Raw genomic sequence first — 17,173 nt, forward strand, 5'->3', positions numbered from 1 at the left:
CTAACAGATGGGATGTTGCGCCGCGCTAATGCTGGGGCGGGATTTCCGGCGGTAGCTCCCCGGGTGGCAGTTCGATTGGAGGCGTTTGTGGTTCGGGGTCGTGCACCGGGTCGTGGGCCGGTTCATCGGGCGGCGGCATTTCCGGCGGCGGGTGCGGGGGCTGTTCGGGCGGCTGCGGTGGCGTGATGTGGGCGCGCTTGGTCAGATCGGGCGAAGCGGGCATGGGCTGCCTCCATACATGGGTCGAATTCGGGGTTTGCCCTAATCGAGCCCGCAAGCGTCGTTCCTGCGCATCATCCGAAAGGTCATATACCCAAAATGCGTACCCCCCAATTGGGGGGATTTTTGGTACATTTCGTGGCGTCGGGTAGTGCCACACAACAATAACGTTCCATTCGAAATTCCGCGCAATGACGCGGAACACCGTGCCTACGCATGCCAAACGGGCGTGACGAAGCCTTTTCGGTTCCGACCAGACGGGAGGGAGTCTTGTTTGGGCAGCCATGGAGCGATCCATGGGGCTGCTGCGTTTTGCCATGGCTGCAGGGGGCCGGGCGATGCGCTAGCCATGGGGCAGGGAGGAAATCAGAATGAGCACACGTCACGCACGACGCCCGGCAGGGTCGTCACGCACCTCTTACATCCGTAGCGCCCAGAGCGGGCGCATCGGCGATCGTTCCAACGCCGGCGATCATCGCCTGCCGCCCAGCGGCGTGCCGCGCATGCTGCTGTGGCTGCTGGCCGCGACGGTCCTCTTCGCGGTGGCGAATTACACGCTGAAGCTGTTCGGCTGACGCAAGGCCGGCTCGCCGCTTTACAGCACCTTCCCCGGATTCATCAGGCCGCGCGGGTCCAGCGCCTGCTTGATCGCGCGCATCGCCGCCAGTTCAACCGGGCTCTTGTAGCGCGCGTTGTCTTCGCGCTTGAGCTGGCCGATGCCGTGTTCGGCTGAGATCGAGCCGCCGTGCGCATGCACGCTGTCGTGCACGATGCGGTTGACGCCGTCCTGGTTGGCGAGGAACGCGTCGTGCGCATGGCCTTCCGGCGGCGACACGTTGTAGTGCAGGTTGCCATCGCCAAGGTGGCCGAACGTCACCATGCGGATGTCGGGGTAGGCGGCGGCCAGCGCGCGGTCGGTGACGTCAATGAAGTCGGCAATGCGCGAGATGGGCACGGCGATATCGTGCTTGATGTTCTTGCCTTCATCGGCCTGGGCCAACGGAATATGTTCGCGCAGGCTCCAGAAGTCGCGCGACTGGGCCACCGATTCCGCTACCGCCGCATCGTCGATCACGCCCCGCGCGAGCGCTTCCTCCATGAGCGTTTCGAACAGCCTGCGCGCGTGTTCTTCGCTTTCCAGATCGGACAATTCCAGCAGCACGTATTGGGGATATGCCTGCGTGAACGGCACGCGCAACTGCGGGTAATGCTTGCGCACCAGTTCCAGGCAAAACGCCGACATCAGCTCGAAGCCCGTCAGCAGCGTCCTGCGTGGCCTTGCGCCAGCGATAGAAACTCAAGCGCCTGACGCGGCGATTGCAGCGCCGCCAGTGCCGTCACCTTGGCGCGCGGTTGCGGAAACAGCTTCAGCATCGCGCCGGTGATGATGCCGAGCGTGCCTTCCGCGCCGATCAGCAGGTCACGCAGGTCGTAGCCGGTGTTGTCCTTGCGCAGGCCGCGCAGGCCGTTCCACAGTTCGCCGTTGGGCAGGACCGCTTCGATGCCCAGGCAAAGCTCGCGCGCATTGCCGTAGCGCAGGACGGCGGTGCCGCCGGCGTTGGTGGCAAGGTTGCCGCCGATCGTGCAACTGCCCTCCGCAGCGAGGCTCAGCGGGAAGAGGCGGTCGGCATCGGCGGCGGCCTGCTGCACGTTGGCAAGGATGCAGCCGGCATCCACGGTGATGGTGTTGTTGATCGGATCGACGGCGCGCACGCGCTGCATGCGCTGCAACGAGATCACCACCGCGCTGCCTTCCATGTCGGGCGTGGCGCCGCCGCACAAGCCGGTGTTGCCGCCTTGCGGAACCATCGGCACGCCATGTTCGCCGCACAGGCGCACGAGCGCAGCCACCTCGTCAGCGCTGGCGGGGCGCAATACTGCGCGTGCACGGCCCGAGAAACGCTTGCGCCAATCGGTGAGGTAAGGCGCCTGGTCTTCCGGTGCGGTCAGGACGTGCGTTGCACCGATGGCATCAACGCAGGCTTGCAAGAAGGCATCGTGAGTCATGGCGGGTCAGGTGCTCTGGCTGGCGCGGGCTTTGGCCGCACGCTTGAATGGACGCAGGTAGAAGATGGTCGCCGAGAAAAACACCACGCTGAGCACCACCTCGCCCCATGCGAGCGAGCGCGAGAGCCCAACGTCCGATGTTGCTCGCACGATGCCTTCGGTAAAGAACAGCAGGATGAACATCGACGCCCATTGCATCGTGTAGCGATTCCTGCGGAGCACGCCGGGCAGCGGCCACGCCAGCAGCAGCGCCTTGAGCGCCAGCCACGAGCCTCCCGGGCGCACGGGCGCGAGCCACAGCTCCCACGCGGCACACAGAATGATCAATGCGACGAGGCTGGCTGCACTGAGCAGCGCCAGCGCCCGCGATCCGGTGACGGCGTTGTTGGCGGAAGTCATGCGGCGAGCTTGAGAGCAGTCTGCGCCAGCCGCCGGCCCATGGCTGTGGCGAGCGTGCGTTCGTGTGCAGTCAGCGGTGCGGTATCGCCGCGGTGCGCCACGTGCGACGGCCCGTATGGCGTGCCGCCGGCGTCGGTCGAAAGCAGTTCGCTGTGCTGATACGGCAGGCCAAGGACGACCATGCCGTGGTGCAGCAACGGCAGCATCATCGAAAGCAGGGTGGTTTCCTGCCCGCCGTGCATGCTGCCCGTGGAGGTGAACACACATGCCGGCTTGCCGACCAGCGCGCCCGCTAGCCATTGCGGCGTGGTGCCATCCAGGAAGTACTTGAGCGGTGCGGCCATGTTGCCAAAGCGCGTCGGCGAGCCCAGCGCCAGGCCCACGCATTCTTCAAGGTCGCGCACCTCCACGTAGGGCGGTCCACCGTCGGGCACGTCGGGCTGCGTGGCTTCGCAGACGGTGGAGACGGCCGGCACGGTGCGCACCCGCGCCTGGGCGCCGTCGACACTTTCAATGCCTTGCGCAATGGCTTCGGCCAATGCGCGTGTGCTGCCGTGACGGCTGTAGTACAAGACCAGGATATCTTTCATAACAAAGCGTGGAGAGCGTCGCGGTATTATAGTTGCGCCCCCCAACCCCGCGTCCCGCCTCATTTTTCATGCTTTTTGACACCCGTGCGCTTCGCAAATGGAATGCCGCCAAGCTGCGTGCGCTGGCGCGTTACGCCTTGCGCCGCGCCGGTGAAGACCGCCTGCCACAAGTGGCCGGCAGCCTGACCTTCACGACGGTGCTGTCGCTAGTCCCGATCCTGACGGTGGCGTTTGCGCTGTTCACGGCCTTCCCGATGTTCAAGAGCTTCCGGGCGGACATCGAAGGCTACATGTTCAGCAACCTCGTGCCGGGCAGCATCAGCCGGCCGATCCTGACGTATCTGAACCAGTTTTCCAGTAACGCCAAGGGGCTGACGGCCGCAGGCCTGATCGGCCTCGTCGTGACGTCGGTGATGACAATGCTCACCGTCGAAAACGCATTGAACGCGATCTGGCGCGTGCGTCATCGTCGGCCGCTGGCACAGCGCGTTCTGGTGTTCTGGGCGCTGATGACGTTTGCGCCGGTGCTGATTGGCGCGAGCCTGTCGGTCAGTTCGTACCTCGTGTCGATCTCGGCGGGCTATGTGCACAAGCTGCCGTTCGGCCTCGGCGTGATCGTGAGCTTGATCCCGATTCTGCTCTCGGCGATTGCGTTTGCGATGCTTTACGTGTTCGTGCCGAATACCAACGTGGAGCGGCGCGATGCGTTCATTGCCGGCCTGATTGCTGCGGGCGCATTTGAAATCGCCAAGCGCGTCTTTGGCGCTTACGTCGCGCATATCCCTACCTACACGGCCGTCTACGGCGCGTTCGCCACGCTGCCGATCTTCCTGACGTGGATCTACGTGAGCTGGCTGGTGACCCTGCTTGGCGCGACCATCGCTTCGACGCTGCCGATCATCCGCCAAGGCTATTGGCAGCGACGCACATTTCCGGGCAGCGAGTTCTTTGATGCGCTCGGTGTCCTGTTGCTGCTGTATCGCGCACGCGAACAGGCGCCGCGTACGGTGGCCGAACGCGATATCGGCCGGCGCCTGCAATTGGAAGCCGATTACCTCGTCGACCTGCTGACCAAGCTGAAGGCGCTGCACCTGATCGGCAAGCTGCAGCAGGATCGCGGTGAGGCTCACTGGGCGTTGCTGTGCGATGCGCACACGACCACGCTGCGGCCGCTCTATGAAAAGCTGGTGCTGAATCTGCCGCGCTTGCCGCGCACCGCGCTGGCTCGCCATCTGGGTGACACGCACGCGCTGGTCAGCCAGTTGCAGAATCCCGCGCTCGAGGCCACGCTCGAGAGCATTTTCACCACGGGCGAACGCGGCGTAGCTGCAGCCGCGCAGGCGGCTGCGGCACTGGCGCCGGCTTCTGCAATGCCCGCCGCTGCCAACGCCAGCGCCTGATGTTTCAGAACGGGATCTTGCCCGTCCAGATGTCGCGGTACATCACCCAGTCGCCCATCAGGCTGTAGAAGGGGTGGCGGAAGGTGGCGGGCCGGTTCTTCTCGAACCCGAAGTGCCCGACCCACGCGAACGCGTAACCGCTCACGGCCGCCCCCAGCAACCACCACAGGTTGCCCGTGAAGACCAGCAGGAACAGGCATGCCAGCGCCACCGTCGAGCCGGCAAAATGCAGGCGTCGGCAGGTGCGGTCCTGGTGCTCGCTCAGGTAGTACGGATAGAACTCGGCGAAGCTGCTGAAGTGGCGGGTGTCGGTGGTGGCCATGATGCGTCTCCGGGAGGCGACTTATGCGGCGACCGGGTCTCGTTCGCGCGCAAACGCAATCAGCGCGTCGAGTGTGCCGTCGGGGCATTCTCCCATGATCGCGTGCCCGCCCGGCAGGCCCACGACCCGGCTGCCGGCCAGTCCTGCCGCGACCTGACGGCCGGCTTTCGCTGGGGTCATCTGGTCTTTCTCACCGACGATCACGAGTGACGGGCACTTCACGGCGGCCATGGCTTCGGCGCCGCGCGCATAGGCGTTGCAGGCGGCAAAGTCTGTGTGGAAGACGGGTGCGTCGGTACCGCGCGCGACACGCTCCATCAACCGCTGGCTGCCACCGTGCATCCAGAAGCCCGGGCCCGGCGATGACGGCTTGTTCGCCAGACTGGAATGCGACCAGGCATTCACCATGTCGATGGCGGCCGGTGTGTTGTTGAGCGCGGCATCGAGCAGCGCATCCGACACCTTCATCGGCCAGGCCGTCGCGACCAGCGCGATGCGGCGAACGCGATTCGCGTACCTCGACGCGCACTCCAGCGCAATCAGCGAACCCATGCTGTGCCCGACCACAATCACCGGCTGCGTGACGCCCGCTGTGTGCACCAGCGCCATCACCCAGTCGGCCATGGCCTCCACCGTCTGCAGCGGGGCGCCGGCGCTGCGGCCGTGCCCGGGCAAATCGACCGCCAGCACGCTGAAACCGTGGTGCGCAAACCAGCGCGTCTGCAGGCCCCAGACGGAGTGGTCATTCTGCGCGCCATGCACAAATACGACGCAGGGCAATTCGGCGTTGAACGGCTTGCCGCCGGTGTAGGCGTAGGCGCGCTCGCCTTGTACGGTCCATTCCATCAGCGGGCTCCCGTTGCGTTAGCGGCTTTGCCGGGCGCGGCGGACATCGCGCGCTCGGCGGCTTTCAGGCCGCGTTTGAGATCGTCGATCAGGTCGTCGGCGTCTTCCAGGCCGATGGAAAGGCGGATCGTGCCTTCGCTGATGCCGGCTGCAGCCAGCGCGTCGGCGTCCATACGGAAGTGCGTCGTCGATGCGGGGTGGATGACCAGCGAGCGTGCATCCCCCACGTTGGCAAGGTGGGAGAACAGGCCGAGCGATTCGATGAACTGTTGGCCGGCACGCCGGTCGCCGCGCAGATCAAAGCTGAACACCGCACCGCAGCCGCGCGGCAGCAGGCGCTTGGCCAAGGCGTGATCGGGGTGCGATTCCAGCTCCGGATAGGCGACCGACGCCACCATCGGGTGGCTTGCCAGGAAGGCGACGACGCGGCGGGCGTTGTCCACGTGCCGCGCCATGCGCAGCGGCAGGGTCTCGATGCCTTGCAGCAGTTGCCACGCAGCCATCGGGTTCATGCAGGCCCCAAAGTCGCGCAGGCCTTCGCGGCGCGCGCGCAGCAGGAAGGCGCGACGGTGCTTTCCTCGGCAAACACCATGTCGTGGAAACCGGCGTACGGCTCGGTCAGCTCGGGGTGCTTGCCGGCGGCGAAGTAGTCGAACGTGCCGCCGTCGACCAGCACGCCGCCGATGGTTGTGCCGTGCCCGCCCAGGAACTTGGTGGCCGAGTGATAGACGAGATCTGCGCCGTGCGCGAGGCTGCAGCAGCCAAGGCGTGGTGAAGGTCGAATCGACCAGCAGCGGCACGCCTGCGTCATGCGCAATCGATGCAATGGTCGGAATGTCCAGCACATCTAGCCCCGGGTTGCCGAGCGTCTCGCCAAACAGCAGCCGGGTGTTCGGGCGGATGGCAGCGCGCCAGCCATCGATGTCGCCGGGCTTGACGAAGGTCGTCTCGATACCGAAGCGGCGCAGCGTGTAGTGCAGCAAGTTGTGCGAGCCGCCATACAGCGCCGAAGACGCAACGATATGTGAGCCTGCACCCATCAGCGTGACGATGGCCAGATGCAGCGCCGCCTGCCCCGAAGCGGTGGCGATGGCGCCTACGCCGTTTTCCAGCGCCGCCATGCGCTCCTCGAACACGGCAACGGTCGGGTTGGAGATGCGCGAGTAGACGTGGCCCGCGCGTTCCATATTGAACAATGACGCCGCATGTTCGCTGTCGCGGAACACAAACGACGTGCTCAGGTGAATGGGCGTGGCGCGCGCGCCGGTGGCCGGGTCGGGCGCGGCGCCGGCATGCAGGGCCAGCGTGTCGAAGCGGGCTTTGGACATGGATTCAGGCACCCGGAAAGGGCGCGGGAACAGGTTTGGACCGGGCATGCTAGCACTGCTGCCTGTTGCAGCGCATTCCGGGCAAACGCCGAGCCGGCGCGGTTTCTGACAGGTTTTCTGCGCTGCATGCTTGTCGAAGCGATCCGGTTTGGGCTAGGATCGAAGCACAACCATAACCACAACCCGCGCGCGGTCGCTCCCCCGGCAGACCGGCACCCCGAACTCTGGGAGACGCAATATGAAAGTCAGCGACATCCTCCACGTGAAGGGCAACACGCTCTACACCGTGGCGCCTGAAACGAAGCTCCAGGTGGCCGTGCAGACGATGGCGGAAAAAGACATCGGCTCGCTCGTGGTCATGGAGTACGGTGAGCTGGTCGGCATGCTGACCTTCCGGGAAATCATCAAGGTCGTCGCCAAGAACCACGGTTCGGTGGGCGACGGCACCACCATCCGAAAGGTGATGGACGATCATCCCGTCACCTGCACGCCCGAAACCGAAGTCAACGAAGTGCGGCGCATCATGCTGGAGCACCATGTGCGCTACCTGCCGGTGCTGGACAGCCGCACGCTGATGGGCGTGATTTCCTTCTACGACGTGGCCAAGGCCGTGCTGGAAGACCAAAGTTTCGAAAACAAGATGCTCAAGGCGTACATTCGCGACTGGCCCGAAGAAAAGGCCAACGAAGACTGATCTGCGCGATCTCCTTACCGCACTCCTGAAACCCGCCCGCCGTTGCGAGCGGGTTTTTTGTTGAACCCCGAAACCGCCTGCCGATGAGCCAATCGAGCCAGTTTTCCCTGCTGAAGCAGCGTCGCTTTGCACCGTTCTTCTGGACCCAGTTTCTGGGCGCGATGAACGACAACGTCTTTAAGGTGGCGTTTTCGTCGTTGGTCACCTACCACGCTGCGTTGTTCGGCAATGCGGACCCGGCTTCAGCGGCATTCCTGATTTCTGCGATCTTCATCGCGCCGTTTGTGCTGCTGTCGGCCACCAGCGGGCAGATTGCCGACCGCATGGACAAGGCGCGGCTGATCCGTCTGGTGAAGACGTTGGAAATCGCCATCATGGCGATCGGCTGTGCGGGTTTCGCGCTGCGCCATGTTGAACTGCTGTACCTGTGCACGTTCTTGATGGGCGTGCACTCGACGCTGTTCGGGCCCGTGAAGTACGCCTATCTGCCGCAGCACCTGCAGTCGGCGGAGCTGGTCGGTGGTAACGGGCTGGTGGAAATGGGCACCTTCGTCGCCATCCTGATCGGCACCATTGGCGGCGGCGAACTGGCCAATTACACCCGCAACGGCGAGCTGATCGGCCCGCTGTTCACCGGTATTGCGTGCATTGTCATTGCCGTGGCCGGGTGGCTGACCGCGCGCGGTGTGCCCGTCTCGCCGGCGTCGCAGCCGGACCTGCGCATCAACTGGAACCCCATTTCCGAGACCTGGCGGAACTTGAAGCTGGCGAGCAATCAGCGCGCGGTCTTCCTGAGCCTGCTGGGTATCTCGTGGCTGTGGTTTGTGGGGGCGACGTTCCTGACGTCGTTCTTTGCCTTCGCGCGCAACGTGCTTGGCGGCGATCAGAATGTCGTGACGCTGCTGCTGGCCGTGTTTTCGGTCGGCATCGGCTTGGGCTCGGTGCTCTGCGAAAAGCTCTCGGGCCGCACGGTGGAGATCGGCCTGGTGCCGTTTGGCTCGATCGGCATGACGGTGTTTGCGGTCGACCTGTACTTTGCTTCGCATGTCGAGGCATTGGTCGCGCACGACGTGCTGACCGGTATCTCGGGCTTTCTGCAAAACCACCGCCATTGGCGCGTGCTGGCCGATCTGTTCCTGCTGGCGATGTTCGGCGGCTTCTACAGCGTGCCGTTGTATGCGTTGATCCAGAGCCGCTGCGAGCCGACGCACCGCGCGCGGATCATTGCCGCCAACAACATCCTGAACGCGCTGTTCATGATTGCTTCTGCCGTGCTGGCGATGGTGCTCACGCGTGCCGGGTTCACGATCCCGCAGCTGTTTCTGGTCACCGGCATCCTCAACGCCGTGGTGGCGATCTACATCTACACGCTGGTGCCGGAATTCCTGATCCGGTTCGTGATGTGGCTGCTGATCCATACCGTTTACCGCGTGAAAGTGGAGGGCTCGGAGCAGATTCCCGATGAAGGCCCATGCCTGCTGGTCTGCAACCACGTCAGCTTTGTCGATGCCGTGGTGGTCGGTGCGTTCGTGCGCCGCCCCGTGCGTTTTGTGATGGATCACCGCATCTTCAAGGTGCCGCTGCTCTCGTGGTTCTTCCGCACGGTCAAGGCGATTCCGATTGCGCCGATGCATGAAGATCCGGAGATGCTCAAGCGCGCCTACGACACGATTGCCGCGGCGCTGACGGAAGGCGAGGTCGTCTGCATCTTCCCCGAAGGCAAGATCACTGCCACGGGCGAGATGAACCCGTTCAAGGACGGCATGCGTCGCATCATCGAACGCACGCCCGTACCGGTGGTGCCGATGGCGCTGCGTGGCCTCTGGGGCAGCTTTTTCTCGCGCAAGGGCGGGGCGGCGATGTCGCGCCCGTTCCGTCGCGGCTTCCTCAACAAGCTGGAGCTGTGCATTGGCACGCCTGTGCCGGCGCATGCCGTGTCGCCGGAAACGATGCAGGCCGCCGTGCTGGCGCTGCGCGGCGAGCGGCTCTAGCGCGTGGCGGGCCTCCGGACTTCGATACACTGCCGGTCGGCCCGCAATCGGCCTTCATGCATTTTCTGACCTCCAACTCTCCCGTTACCTGCCATGAAACACGTTTCCCCGCTGCTGTGTGCTTCGTTGCTTGCCCTGGCTGCCGTTAGCGCGCAAGCCGCATCGCCGGCTTCGAGACGCTGCCCTCCGGTGTGATCGTCCAGACGCTGACCAAGGGCACCGGCCCGTCGCCCAAGGCCAGCGACACGGTCAAGGTGCACTACCGCGGCACACTGACTGACGGCAAGGAATTCGACAGCTCCTACAAGCGCGGCCAGCCGATTTCGTTTCCGCTCAATCGCGTGATTCCGTGCTGGACCGAAGGCGTACAAAAGATGCAGGTGGGCGGCAAGGCCAAGCTGACCTGCCCGGCGGCCACCGCTTACGGCGAGCGCGGCGTTCCGGGCACCATTCCGCCCAATTCGACGCTGAACTTCGAGGTCGAGCTGCTGGGTATCGGCGGCTGACCAAAGGACCGATAGATCGGCCTTACAATAGCGTTTTCCTGATGTTTCGCGCCGCGGCCGTCGCGGCGCCTTCCTGAGCACGATCATGTCTGGCAATACCCTGGGCCTGCTGTTTTCCGTCACCACCTTCGGCGAGTCGCATGGCCCGGCCATTGGCGCTGTCATCGACGGCTGCCCGCCCGGCATGACGCTGTCGGCAGAAGACATTCAGCCCGATCTGGACCGCCGCAAGCCCGGCACCTCGCGCCACGTTACGCAGCGCAAGGAGGAGGACCTCGTCGAGATCCTCTCCGGCGTGTACGAAGGCAAGACGACGGGCACCCCGATCTGCCTGCTGATCCGCAATACCGACCAGCGCAGCAAGGATTACAGCAACATCGCCGAGACCTTCCGTCCCGGCCACGCCGATTACACCTACTGGCACAAATACGGCATCCGCGATCCGCGCGGCGGCGGCCGTTCTTCCGCACGCTTGACGGCGCCGACGGTGGCTGCAGGCGCCGTCGCCAAGAAGTGGCTGCGCGAGAAGTTCGGCGTTGAAATCCACGGCTTCATGTCGCAACTCGGCGATATCCACATCCCGTTCATGGACTGGAACGAAGTGCCGAACAACCCGTTCTTCGCGCCGAATGCCGAGATCGTTCCCGAGCTGGAAACCTACATGGATGCACTGCGCAAGGACGGCGATTCCGTCGGCGCGCGCATTGAAGTGGTGGCCACGGGCGTGCCCGTCGGTTGGGGGAGCCGCTGTTCGACCGCCTGGACGCCGACATCGCCCACGCCATGATGGGCCTGAATGCGGTGAAGGGCGTTGAGATCGGCGCAGGCTTCCACGCGGTCAGCCAGCGCGGCTCCGAGCATGGCGACGAACTGACGCCGGAGGGCTTCGTCGGCAACAACGCGGGCGGCATCCTGGGCGGGATTTCGACGGGCCAGGACATCTCGGTGTCGCTGGCGATCAAGCCGACGTCGAGCATCCGTACGCCGCGCCGTTCGATCGACAAGGCGGGTGATCCGGCGGTGGTAGAAACGTTCGGACGCCATGACCCGTGCGTCGGCATTCGTGCTACGCCGATCGCCGAGGCGCTGCTGGCACTCGTGCTGATTGACCATGCGCTGCGCCATCGTGCGCAATGCGGCGACGTGTCGGTCGAGACGCCGGCGATTTCGGCAAAAGCTCCCTGAATCGATTCGCTCAGGCAACAAAAAAGACGGCTTGAAGCCGTCTTTTTTGTTGGGCGGTCGCCCGCTGCTTACATGCCGACGTAGTTCGGTCCGCCACCGCCTTCCGGCGTGACCCACACGATGTTCTGCGTCGGGTCCTTGATGTCGCAGGTCTTGCAGTGCACGCAGTTCTGCGCGTTGATCTGCAGGCGCTCGGTGCCTTCGTCGTTCTTGACGAATTCGTACACGCCTGCGGGGCAGTAGCGCTGCTCGGGGCCGGCAAACTGGGCCAGGTTGATGCGCGTCGGAACGGTCGGATCCTTCAGCGTCAGGTGCGCCGGCTGATTCTCTTCGTGGTTCGTGTTCGAAATGAACACCGACGACAGGCGGTCGAACGTGATCTTGCCGTCCGGCTTCGGATACTCGATCTTCGGGCATTCCGATGCCGGCTTGAGCGACTGGTTGTCCGACTTCGTGCCGTGCAGCGTCCAGGGCGGGTTGCTCACGCCAATCTTGGGCAGCAGCCACTGTTCGATGCCGGTCATGATCTTGCCCAGCGTCGGGCTCTTCTTGAACCACAGCTTGAAATTGCGCGACTGGTCCAGCTCTTCCTTCAGCCAGCTCTGTTCGAAGGCGGCGGGGTAGGCGGACAGCTCGTCAGAGGAACGGCCGGCCGTCACGGCTTCGAACACGGCTTCACCGCACATCATGCCGCTCTTGATGGCCGCGTGGCTGCCCTTGATGCGCGCCGCGTTCAGGTAGCCAGCATCGCAACCGACCAGTGCACCACCCGGGAACACCGTTTTCGGCAGCGCTTGCGGCGTGCCGTTGTTGATGGCGCGCGCGCCGTAGCCGATGCGCTTGCCGCCTTCGATGTGCGCGCGGATGGCCGGGTGAGCCTTCCAGCGCTGCATCTCTTCGAAGGGCTCATCCACGGGTTCTTGTAGTCCAGCCCGATCACGAAGCCGAGCGTGACCTTGTTGTCTTCCAGGTGATACAGGAAGCCGCCGCCGAAGGTGTCGTCTTCCATCGGCCAGCCAGCGGTGTGCACCACGAGGCCTGGCTTGGCCTTGGCCGGGTCGATTTCCCAGAGTTCCTTGATGCCGATGGCGAAGGTCTGCGGGTCTTTGCCGGCGTTGAGCTTGAATTTCTCCAGCATTGGCGGCCCAGATGGCCGCGCGCGCCTTCCGCGAAGATGGTGTACTTGCCGAGGAGCTCCATGCCGAGTTGGAAGTTCTCGGTGGGCTCGCCGTCCTTGCCGATGCCCATGTTGCCGGTGGCAACGCCGCGCACGGCGCCCTTGTCGTCATACAGCACTTCGGCTGCGGCAAAGCCCGGGAAAATTTCCACGCCCAGCGCCTCGGCCTGCGTGGCCATCCACTTCACCACGTTCGACAGCGAGACCACGTAGCAGCCGTCATTGTGGAAGTTGCGCGGCACGAGCCAGTCGGGCGTACGCTTGCCGGTCTCGCTCAGGAAAAGCACGTCGTCGCCCGTGACCGCCTGGTTGAGCGGGGCGCCGTCGGCTTTCCAGTTGGGAAGGAGTTCGTTGATGGCGCGTGGGTCCATCACCGCGCCCGACAGAATGTGGGCACCGGGCTCGGAACCCTTTTCCAGCACGACGACGGACACGTCCTTGCCCGTCTCGGCAGCCAGTTGCTTGATACGAATCGCTGTCGCCAGGCCGGCGGGGCCGCCGCCGACGATCACGACGTCATACTCCATGGACTCGCGGGCCGTATTGTTCGAGGAGCTGCTGCTGGTTCATAAGTGTCTCTTCGCTGCTTTGGGGACAGTTAGGGGCGTTTGCTTATTGGTATGACGGATTGCTGCATTAGAATTTTCCGCATTGTCCGGGACGCGCCCGGATGCGGCAAGGGAAATTTCTGAACGATCGTTCGATTTTTTGCTAAGCTGCGCCGAAATCACATGCCGATGTTGCTCCCGAGCAGCGCGGTACATGCCAAACCAACACACGGGGATCACGCATCATGGGTTTGTCGATCAATCTGGAAGGCAAGGTCGCGCTGATCACGGGCGCGTCGAGCGGCCTGGGCGCCCGTTTCGCCCACACGCTGGCGGCCGCCGGCGCGAAGGTCGTGCTGGCCTCGCGCCGTGTCGAGCGTCTGAAGGAACTGCGCGCCGACATCGAATCGAAGGGCGGCAGCGCCCACGTCGTCCGGCTGGATGTGACCGACCCGGACAGCATCCGGTCGGCCATCGCCCACGCTGAAACCGAAGCGGGCACCATCGACATTCTGGTCAACAATTCGGGAGTCTCGACCACGCAGCGCATGGTGGACGTGACGCCCGATGATTTCGATTTCGTGTTCGATACCAACACGCGTGGCGCCTTCTTCGTTGCGCAGGAAACCGCCAAGCGCATGATTGCGCGGGCCAAGGGCGCGGAGAAGAACGGCTCGCCGCTGCCGCAATCGCGCATCATCAACATCGCGTCGGTGGCGGGACTGAAGGTGCTGTCGCAGATTGGCGTGTATTGCATGAGCAAGGCGGCCGTGGTGCACATGACCAAGGCCATGGCGCTGGAGTGGGGCCGTTACGGCATCAATACGAACGCGATCTGCCCGGGCTATATCGATACCGAAATCAATCATCATCACTGGGAAACCGAACCCGGTCAGAAGCTTGTGCAGATGCTGCCGCGCAAGCGTGTCGGCAAGCCGGAAGACCTTGATGGGCTGATTCTGCTGCTGGCGTCGGATCAGTCCGATTTCATCAATGGCGCGGTCATCAACGCCGACGACGGCATGGTGTAACGCTTCAGCAGCCTTAATGCCCCATCAGCCGCTGAACAAGTTCGAGCGAGGTGTTGGCGGCGTACTTCTTCATCAGCCGCGCGCGGTAGATTTCGACCGTGCGCGGGCTGATCTCCAGCTGCTTGCCGATCTGTTTGCTCGTCTTGCCCTCGACCAGCTGGGCGGCGATGTCGCGTTCGCGCGGTGTGAGCGCTGCCGTGACGGGGCGATGCGCTGACAGGTCTTCGAACGTCCAGATACCTTCGCCGAGCGGTTTCGCGCGATCCAGTGCCCGGCCCGTGACGTGGCACCAGAACAGTTCGCCATTGGCGCGCTTCATGATGCGTTCGTCGGAGTAACTGCCGCGTGCGTTCATGACGGGAATGATGCGTGCGCCGGTGCGCTCGTATTCATCGTGCGTCGGATAGAGCAGTTCAAACGATTGCCCGATCATGGTGGTGCGCGCGTGGCCGAAGATGCGAGCGGCTTCGTCGTTGACGTCGAGCATCACCCGCTCGCGGGACATCACCATGCCGACAGGGGCAAGCTGGAATGCAGTCTGATAGTCGAGGGCGGGCATATGTATTCGTACGTATTGCTGCGTCGCGCGACGCTTGCGTATTCTCGGCAGATTGTATCGTTACTATTTTCCGGCGCTGCATCGCACAAACCCCAACTGTGTGATCGGTCAAAACCCTGCCGGATTTGTTGGACCACCAAGGAAGGAGCACGCATGAACAAAATCTTCGCCAGCGCCAGCGGGCGCTTGCGGGCGTCGTCAAGGACGGCCAGACCATCGCCGTAGGCGGCTTCGGCCTGTGCGGCATTCCGGAAGCGCTGATTGCCGCGCTGCGCGATTCGGGCGTCAAGAATCTCACCTGCATTTCCAACAACGCCGGCGTCGACGGTTTCGGCCTGGGCCTGCTGCTGGAAACGCGCCAAATCAAAAAGATGATTTCGTCCTACGTGGGCGAAAACAAGGAGTTCGAGCGCCAGTATCTGGCCGGTGAACTCGAGTTGGAATTCACGCCGCAAGGCACGCTGGCCGAAAAGCTGCGCGCTGGCGGCGCCGGCATCCCGGCGTTCTTCACCAAGACGGGCGTCGGCACGCTCGTCGCCGAAGGCAAGGAACTGCGCGAGTTTGACGGCGAGACGTATGTCATGGAGCGCTCGCTGGTGCCCGATGTGGCGCTGGTGAAGGCGCAGGTGGCCGACAAGTCCGGCAACCTGCGTTTCAACCTGACCGCGCGCAACTTCAACCCGGCTGCGGCCACCGCCGGCAAGATCTGCATTGTCGAGGTCGAAGAGATCGTTGAAGTGGGCGAGCTTGCGCCGGACGACATCCATCTGCCCGGCATCTATGTGCACCGCATCGTGCTGAATGCCACGCCCGAGAAGCGCATCGAAAAGCGCACCATCCGAGCAGCCAACTAAGGAGACCGACATGGCCTGGACACAAGACCAAATGGCGGCGCGCGCTGCCCAGGAGTTGCAAGACGGTTTCTACGTCAACCTTGGCATCGGCATCCCGACGCTGGTTGCCAACCATACCGGCGACAAGGAAGTCTGGCTGCAAAGCGAAAACGGCATGCTCGGCATCGGCCCGTTCCCCACGGAAGACGAAGTCGACGCTGACCTGATCAACGCAGGCAAGCAGACCGTGACCACGCTGCCCGGCAGCGCCATCTTCGGCAGCGACCAGAGCTTTGCGATGATTCGCGGCGGCAAGATCAACCTCTCGATTCTCGGCGCGATGCAGGTGAGCGAGACGGGCGACCTCGCCAACTGGATGATCCCCGGCAAGATGGTCAAGGGCATGGGCGGCGCGATGGACCTCGTGGCCGGCGTCAAGCGCGTGATCGTGCTGATGGAGCACACCGCCAAGAAGAAGGACGGCACCGAAGACCTGAAGATCCTGCCCAAGTGCACATTGCCGCTGACGGGCGTGGGTGTGGTGGATCGCATCATTACGGACCTTGGCGTGATCGACGTGACCGAGCAGGGCCTGAAGCTGATTGAAACGGCGCCGGGCGTTTCCCGCGAAGAGGTCCAGGCCAAGACTGGCGTCAACCTGCTGTAATCGTCGACATCCGGAGACACGCATGCTGCAAGGAAAAACCGCCCTCGTCACGGGCTCGACCAGCGGGATCGGTCTGGGTATTGCCTGCTCGCTGGCCGCGCAGGGCGCCAACATCATCATGAACGGCTTTGGCGACGTGGAAGCGCCCAAGGCGCAGATCGCGGCCGCAGGCAAGAATGCCATCCGCATCGGATACCACGGCGCCGACATGAGCAAGCCGGCCGAGATCGAAGCGATGTTCGCCTATGCCGACGCAGAATTCGGCGGCGTGGACATCCTCGTCAACAACGCCGGCATCCAGCACGTGGCCAACGTGGAGGATTTCCCGCCCGAGCGCTGGGACGCCATCATCGCCATCAACCTGACCTCGGCTTTCCACACGACGCGGCTTGCCGTGCCGGGCATGAAGCGCAAGAACTGGGGTCGCATCATCAACATCGCTTCCGCGCATGGGCTGGTGGCGTCGGCGCAGAAATCGGCGTACGTGGCAGCCAAGCACGGTATCGTCGGCTTCACCAAATCGGTGGCGCTGGAGACGGCGCAGACGGGCATCACGTCCAACGCGATCTGCCCGGGCTGGGTGCTGACGCCGCTGGTGCAGAAACAGATCGATGCGCGTGCCGAGAAGGACGGCCTGTCCGCGCTCGACGCCAAGAAGGATCTGCTGATGGAAAAGCAGCCCTCGGGCGAGTTCGTCACGCCCGACCAGTTGGGGGCGCTGGCGGTGTTCCTGTGCAGCGATGCGGCTGAGCAGGTGCGTGGCGTGGCCTGGAACATGGATGGCGGCTGGGTCGCGCAGTAAGCTGAGTTGCCTTTCGGAAAAGCCTCGCTCCGGCGAGGCTTTTTTTTGGACCGCCGCGGATGTCTGCTG

Annotated in this window: 12 protein-coding genes and 6 pseudogenes; 10 read left to right on the forward strand and 8 right to left on the reverse strand. The window is 63.9% G+C overall.

Going from position 1 to position 17,173, the window contains the following annotated elements; translation table 11 throughout:
• Positions 1-590 precede the first annotated feature (590 nt).
• Positions 591-794: a hypothetical protein gene (locus tag OWR21_RS00705; RefSeq protein ID WP_147214508.1), complete on the forward strand. Its 204-nt coding sequence runs from the start codon at positions 591-593 to the stop codon at positions 792-794.
• Between the two features lie 20 nt (positions 795-814).
• On the opposite strand, the pseudogene OWR21_RS00710 reads toward OWR21_RS00705, so the two are convergent.
• The 3 genes and pseudogenes from OWR21_RS00710 to wrbA form a co-directional block, all read right to left on the reverse strand.
• Positions 815-2,226, reverse strand: a pseudogene (locus OWR21_RS00710) (FAD-binding oxidoreductase).
• Between the two features lie 6 nt (positions 2,227-2,232).
• The gene (locus tag OWR21_RS00715; protein WP_332394373.1) at positions 2,233-2,625 is read right to left on the reverse strand and encodes a DUF2069 domain-containing protein; all 393 of its coding nucleotides are present in this window, start codon (positions 2,623-2,625) and stop codon (positions 2,233-2,235) included.
• Positions 2,622-3,215 carry an NAD(P)H:quinone oxidoreductase gene (gene wrbA / locus OWR21_RS00720; protein ID WP_332394375.1) on the reverse strand — a complete coding sequence of 198 codons (594 nt, stop codon included), beginning with the start codon at positions 3,213-3,215 and terminating at the stop codon, positions 2,622-2,624. Before wrbA ends, OWR21_RS00715 begins: the two co-directional genes overlap by 4 nt.
• 68 nt (positions 3,216-3,283) lie before the next feature.
• On the opposite strand from wrbA, the gene OWR21_RS00725 reads away from it, so the two are divergent.
• Positions 3,284-4,615: a YihY family inner membrane protein gene (locus tag OWR21_RS00725; protein WP_332394376.1), complete on the forward strand. Its 1,332-nt coding sequence runs from the start codon at positions 3,284-3,286 to the stop codon at positions 4,613-4,615.
• Between the two features lie 4 nt (positions 4,616-4,619).
• On the opposite strand, the gene OWR21_RS00730 is transcribed toward OWR21_RS00725, so the two are convergent.
• The 3 genes and pseudogenes from OWR21_RS00730 to OWR21_RS00740 form a co-directional block, all read right to left on the reverse strand.
• Positions 4,620-4,937 carry an Mpo1-like protein gene (locus OWR21_RS00730; RefSeq protein WP_332394378.1) on the reverse strand — a complete coding sequence of 106 codons (318 nt, stop codon included), beginning with the start codon at positions 4,935-4,937 and terminating at the stop codon, positions 4,620-4,622.
• 21 nt (positions 4,938-4,958) lie between these two features.
• Positions 4,959-5,783 (reverse strand): alpha/beta fold hydrolase, encoded by an 825-nt coding sequence (locus OWR21_RS00735; RefSeq protein ID WP_316899261.1) that lies wholly within the window; start codon positions 5,781-5,783, stop codon positions 4,959-4,961.
• Positions 5,783-7,111: pseudogene (locus OWR21_RS00740) on the reverse strand (O-acetylhomoserine aminocarboxypropyltransferase). The gene OWR21_RS00735 and the pseudogene OWR21_RS00740 overlap by 1 nt, the downstream one beginning before the upstream one ends.
• A gap of 238 nt (positions 7,112-7,349) precedes the next feature.
• Here OWR21_RS00740 and OWR21_RS00745 point away from each other — a divergent pair.
• The 4 genes and pseudogenes from OWR21_RS00745 to aroC all read left to right on the forward strand — a co-directional run bounded on the left by OWR21_RS00745 (position 7,350) and on the right by aroC (position 11,487).
• The gene (locus tag OWR21_RS00745; RefSeq protein ID WP_009240853.1) at positions 7,350-7,805 is read left to right on the forward strand and encodes a CBS domain-containing protein; all 456 of its coding nucleotides are present in this window, start codon (positions 7,350-7,352) and stop codon (positions 7,803-7,805) included.
• Between the two features lie 83 nt (positions 7,806-7,888).
• Positions 7,889-9,796 (forward strand): MFS transporter, encoded by a 1,908-nt coding sequence (locus OWR21_RS00750; protein ID WP_332394379.1) that lies wholly within the window; start codon positions 7,889-7,891, stop codon positions 9,794-9,796.
• 93 nt (positions 9,797-9,889) lie between these two features.
• Positions 9,890-10,302, forward strand: a pseudogene (locus tag OWR21_RS00755) (FKBP-type peptidyl-prolyl cis-trans isomerase).
• An 85-nt stretch (positions 10,303-10,387) separates the two neighbouring features.
• Positions 10,388-11,487: pseudogene (aroC, locus tag OWR21_RS00760) on the forward strand (chorismate synthase).
• 68 nt (positions 11,488-11,555) lie between these two features.
• Here aroC and OWR21_RS00765 read toward each other — a convergent pair.
• A pseudogene (locus OWR21_RS00765) lies at positions 11,556-13,234 on the reverse strand (electron transfer flavoprotein-ubiquinone oxidoreductase).
• Between the two features lie 223 nt (positions 13,235-13,457).
• Here OWR21_RS00765 and OWR21_RS00770 point away from each other — a divergent pair.
• The gene (locus tag OWR21_RS00770; RefSeq protein WP_124382221.1) at positions 13,458-14,243 is read left to right on the forward strand and encodes an SDR family oxidoreductase; all 786 of its coding nucleotides are present in this window, start codon (positions 13,458-13,460) and stop codon (positions 14,241-14,243) included.
• Positions 14,244-14,256: 13 nt separating this feature from the next.
• Here the strand turns inward: OWR21_RS00770 and OWR21_RS00775 are convergent, their stop codons facing one another.
• Positions 14,257-14,802: a LuxR C-terminal-related transcriptional regulator gene (locus OWR21_RS00775; protein WP_004636022.1), complete on the reverse strand. Its 546-nt coding sequence runs from the start codon at positions 14,800-14,802 to the stop codon at positions 14,257-14,259.
• Positions 14,803-14,955: 153 nt separating this feature from the next.
• On the opposite strand from OWR21_RS00775, the pseudogene OWR21_RS00780 reads away from it, so the two are divergent.
• The 3 genes and pseudogenes from OWR21_RS00780 to OWR21_RS00790 all read left to right on the forward strand — a co-directional run bounded on the left by OWR21_RS00780 (position 14,956) and on the right by OWR21_RS00790 (position 17,104).
• A pseudogene (locus tag OWR21_RS00780) lies at positions 14,956-15,656 on the forward strand (CoA transferase subunit A).
• Between the two features lie 10 nt (positions 15,657-15,666).
• Entirely contained in the window at positions 15,667-16,302 is a 636-nt protein-coding gene (locus OWR21_RS00785) for a CoA transferase subunit B (protein ID WP_147214519.1), read from the forward strand.
• Between the two features lie 22 nt (positions 16,303-16,324).
• Positions 16,325-17,104 carry a 3-hydroxybutyrate dehydrogenase gene (locus tag OWR21_RS00790; RefSeq protein ID WP_332394381.1) on the forward strand — a complete coding sequence of 260 codons (780 nt, stop codon included), beginning with the start codon at positions 16,325-16,327 and terminating at the stop codon, positions 17,102-17,104.
• Positions 17,105-17,173 lie beyond the last annotated feature (69 nt).

The organism is Ralstonia sp. 1B3, from assembly GCF_036631435.1.

What these genes read in the sequence shown, in the direction of transcription:
- OWR21_RS00705 (WP_147214508.1), top strand. Translation starts at nt 591, where the DNA reads ATGAGCACACGTCACGCACGACGCCCGGCAGGGTCGTCACGCACCTCT.
- OWR21_RS00715 (WP_332394373.1), bottom strand. Translation starts at nt 2,625, where the DNA reads ATGACTTCCGCCAACAACGCCGTCACCGGATCGCGGGCGCTGGCGCTG.
- wrbA (WP_332394375.1), bottom strand. Translation starts at nt 3,215, where the DNA reads ATGAAAGATATCCTGGTCTTGTACTACAGCCGTCACGGCAGCACACGC.
- OWR21_RS00725 (WP_332394376.1), top strand. Translation starts at nt 3,284, where the DNA reads ATGCTTTTTGACACCCGTGCGCTTCGCAAATGGAATGCCGCCAAGCTG.
- OWR21_RS00730 (WP_332394378.1), bottom strand. Translation starts at nt 4,937, where the DNA reads ATGGCCACCACCGACACCCGCCACTTCAGCAGCTTCGCCGAGTTCTAT.
- OWR21_RS00735 (WP_316899261.1), bottom strand. Translation starts at nt 5,783, where the DNA reads ATGGAATGGACCGTACAAGGCGAGCGCGCCTACGCCTACACCGGCGGC.
- OWR21_RS00745 (WP_009240853.1), top strand. Translation starts at nt 7,350, where the DNA reads ATGAAAGTCAGCGACATCCTCCACGTGAAGGGCAACACGCTCTACACC.
- OWR21_RS00750 (WP_332394379.1), top strand. Translation starts at nt 7,889, where the DNA reads ATGAGCCAATCGAGCCAGTTTTCCCTGCTGAAGCAGCGTCGCTTTGCA.
- OWR21_RS00770 (WP_124382221.1), top strand. Translation starts at nt 13,458, where the DNA reads ATGGGTTTGTCGATCAATCTGGAAGGCAAGGTCGCGCTGATCACGGGC.
- OWR21_RS00775 (WP_004636022.1), bottom strand. Translation starts at nt 14,802, where the DNA reads ATGCCCGCCCTCGACTATCAGACTGCATTCCAGCTTGCCCCTGTCGGC.
- OWR21_RS00785 (WP_147214519.1), top strand. Translation starts at nt 15,667, where the DNA reads ATGGCCTGGACACAAGACCAAATGGCGGCGCGCGCTGCCCAGGAGTTG.
- OWR21_RS00790 (WP_332394381.1), top strand. Translation starts at nt 16,325, where the DNA reads ATGCTGCAAGGAAAAACCGCCCTCGTCACGGGCTCGACCAGCGGGATC.